This is a genomic window from Acidovorax sp. Root217, assembly GCF_001428645.1.
In the GTDB taxonomy this organism is placed as follows: Bacteria; Pseudomonadota; Gammaproteobacteria; order Burkholderiales; family Burkholderiaceae_C; genus Acidovorax.
Genome location: NZ_LMIH01000018.1, coordinates 159,514 through 162,030 on the forward strand (window position 1 = coordinate 159,514; position 2,517 = coordinate 162,030).

5 protein-coding genes are annotated in these 2,517 nt (G+C 59.5%); 4 read left to right on the top strand and 1 reads right to left on the bottom strand.

Annotated elements, in window-relative coordinates; translation table 11 throughout:
* From ASE31_RS19175 to ASE31_RS31775, 3 genes are all read left to right on the top strand, one after another.
* The coding region (locus ASE31_RS19175; protein WP_057203417.1) for a hypothetical protein at positions 1 to 505 on the top strand (505 nt) is incomplete at its 5' end.
* Between the two features lie 59 nt (positions 506 to 564).
* Positions 565 to 954, top strand: coding sequence for a hypothetical protein (locus tag ASE31_RS31770; protein ID WP_157412566.1), 390 nt, complete (start codon positions 565 to 567; stop codon positions 952 to 954).
* A 17-nt stretch (positions 955 to 971) separates the two neighbouring features.
* On the top strand, positions 972 to 1,256 hold the full coding sequence (locus ASE31_RS31775) for a hypothetical protein (protein WP_157412567.1): 285 nt from the start codon (positions 972 to 974) through the stop codon (positions 1,254 to 1,256).
* A 142-nt stretch (positions 1,257 to 1,398) separates the two neighbouring features.
* Here the strand turns inward: ASE31_RS31775 and ASE31_RS32085 are convergent, their stop codons facing one another.
* Positions 1,399 to 1,719: a hypothetical protein gene (locus tag ASE31_RS32085; RefSeq protein WP_162261417.1), complete on the bottom strand. Its 321-nt coding sequence runs from the start codon at positions 1,717 to 1,719 to the stop codon at positions 1,399 to 1,401.
* A gap of 231 nt (positions 1,720 to 1,950) precedes the next feature.
* Here ASE31_RS32085 and ASE31_RS32090 point away from each other — a divergent pair.
* Positions 1,951 to 2,517: hypothetical protein (locus ASE31_RS32090; protein ID WP_162261418.1), on the top strand; the 567-nt coding region annotated here is incomplete at its 3' end.

The following is a 2,517-nucleotide window of genomic DNA, read 5'->3' on the forward strand; positions in this document are numbered from 1 at the left end:
GGGGAGCCTGGAGCGGCGGGTCCACGACGAGGCCGCAGCGCGCGTGCAGGCTTCGCGGCCGGCCGGAGCAGATGAGACCAGCTACAGCAGCGAAGAGCTCTTCCCCTATGCCGTGCAGGTGGCGATGGAGTTGGGCGTGCAGCCTACGGCGCTGATGCCGAACAACTCGGTGCAGGGCTGGCTGGCGCGGGTGCGCGCATCGCTGAAGGACGTGCTCGGCAAGCTGACAGGCAATCCACAGGCTTTTGATGGGCAGGATTTGGTGGACTTGGCGTTTGGCATTGCGGAGTTGGAGCGCTCAGCCTCGGCCCTGCCGCAGAACGGTCTTGAGCGGCCCAATGGCAGCGCACCTTCCGCCCCCTCTCTTCCCATCCAGATGAGCCGCGATACAGGCAACGACGGTGCGGGGACGGCGAAGGAGAAAGGCCCGCTGGGTTCGGAGGGCCATCCGCGTCCGGTTCCGCTCACAGACTTCAAGGTTAACTACGGACAACGACCCAAGTAACGCCATTACGATGCTCGTGGACGGAGAGCTTGTTGTTTTTTCCGGCATCGAAATAAAGGATGGCGATCCCATCCTATTTATTGGAAAAAATGGAAAAAAAATCAGGAGAGCACATAGTAATCGACGCCCATGGAGTGACAGAGGCGATGCTGAAGGCAGTGATTTCTTATTACATTGAAACGAAGGGCGCCCCTCCGGTTGGATTTCCGGGGAATTTGACTGATGATAATCGCAAAAATTTCCGAAAAGAGTTCGACAAACATCGCGCAAGAGATCACAATGGCACAATGGATGATTGGGCGCAGTCCGCAATAAGGGACATATCGTTCGGTAAAGCCATGCAGAAACTGGGGTATGGGGTTTTTGAAATAGAGTTGCTGGGTTTTGTCAATGTCGGTGATTTTAAGAATGTGCCCAAAGAAATAAATGTTATTGCAAGGCGCTATTGATTTTTAAAGGAGTTACCATGACGGGGTTGGATGAAGAAGGTTTGGAGATGCTGAAGTCTTATCTTGGGAGAGACGTTTCCCAGGAGGTAGGGAGCTGTCGTGATTACATGGATGTGTACAATCTGCATATCGAGGATTTGCGCGAGCTTGTTCGAAAAAGAGCGGATGTGTATGCAGCGATGTACGTAATGCATCTTCTTGGGAGGGGGGGGCTTCGGAATGCAAAATTATTTATATGTGATGTTGTTAAAGAGAATGAAAATATTGATGATTGGTTGAGAGATAGTTACCAGGAAGGGTGAGATAATTTTCTGCGAAAGCTATAAGGATGGTCTGCAAAACCCAATTCGCCAGACCGGCACAGCCTGATGTCGAGCGCAAGGTCACTTGATGCCTACGTAATCCGCTTTTTGGGACCGGTTTGACACCGTTTGCAGGCCTGTTTCAGCCCTTGTGGCGCCACTTCGAAACGGCGAGTTCAAACACGGTCGCGGCACGCTGGCTGGAATTGCTGAACAAAGAGATCGACTCGGAAGTGATCGCCCTCTGCAACGGATCTTCTACAGCCGCGACAGACGATCCAGTGACGTAGCAGGCTGCCCCGACCCCATAGACGCACAGGCCCAGGCCTTGGACTCCGGCATGCTCGTCGTCGGCGGCGATCAGGCCACCATCCTGGCGCACCTGCAGGCAGGCGGCGTGCGCGGTGCCGAGCCGTTTGCGGGCGTGACGCTGGTGCCCGTGGACCAGGCGGTACTGGCGCAACAGGTGCTCAGCCGCCCACTCGCTGCACCGGCTGACCCGCAGGCAGGCCGTGGGTCTCAGCGCGCATCGGCAATGGTCACCTTGCCAGGGACCAGAGCTGCCGCACAGCTTGCGCCCGCTACTGCTCGAAAGCCAACGGCTGGCGACTTCACAGCGGGCCTCAGCGCGGTGGGCGCCGATGCACCTCGCACAGGTCATGGATCGCAGGCGAATGCTGGAGCGTTTCAGCCCGTGCCAGTCATGGAGATGCAGCGCGATGGCACGCTGATGGTCCGAGGTGACCCCACACAGTTGCAGGAGCGCCTGCGCCAAGGCGGCGTGGACCGCGTGCTGCGGCGCGAGGGAGGCGTGGTCGTCGGGCTCGACCAGGTACACAAGGCGCGGCAGCTACTGCAGCAGTCACCACACGCCCAAGCCTCGGCCGGCCCCGCCGCCACGGGCCAACAGTTCAGCCGCAGCGCACCCCCTTCGCCAGACCGCCCCTCACGGGCCATGGGTCTGCCCTCCCAGCCCGCCACCGTGCAGTCCGTGCGCGCTGCCGTGGCCAAGCTCACCAACAGCATGGGCCTGCTCGCAGAGGGTCGTGGCCGCGTGGTGGTGGCCACCTCGGCCGACATCCAGGCGCACCGGGAGCCAATGGTCGGCGAGGTGGACATGGGCTCGCCGGACACCAGCTTGGCCCAGGGGTTCTTCGACCCCAACACCGACACCGTCTTCCTGATCGCCGACCACATCGAAGCCGGCCAGGAGATGGCTGTGGCCGCGCACGAGCTGGTGCACAAGCATGGCAAGGCGGTG

Bases quoted from the DNA above. Each gene is read 5' to 3' on its own strand.
- ASE31_RS31775 (WP_157412567.1), top strand. From the start codon at position 972: ATGACGGGGTTGGATGAAGAAGGTTTGGAGATGCTGAAGTCTTATCTT.
- ASE31_RS31770 (WP_157412566.1), top strand. From the start codon at position 565: ATGGCGATCCCATCCTATTTATTGGAAAAAATGGAAAAAAAATCAGGA.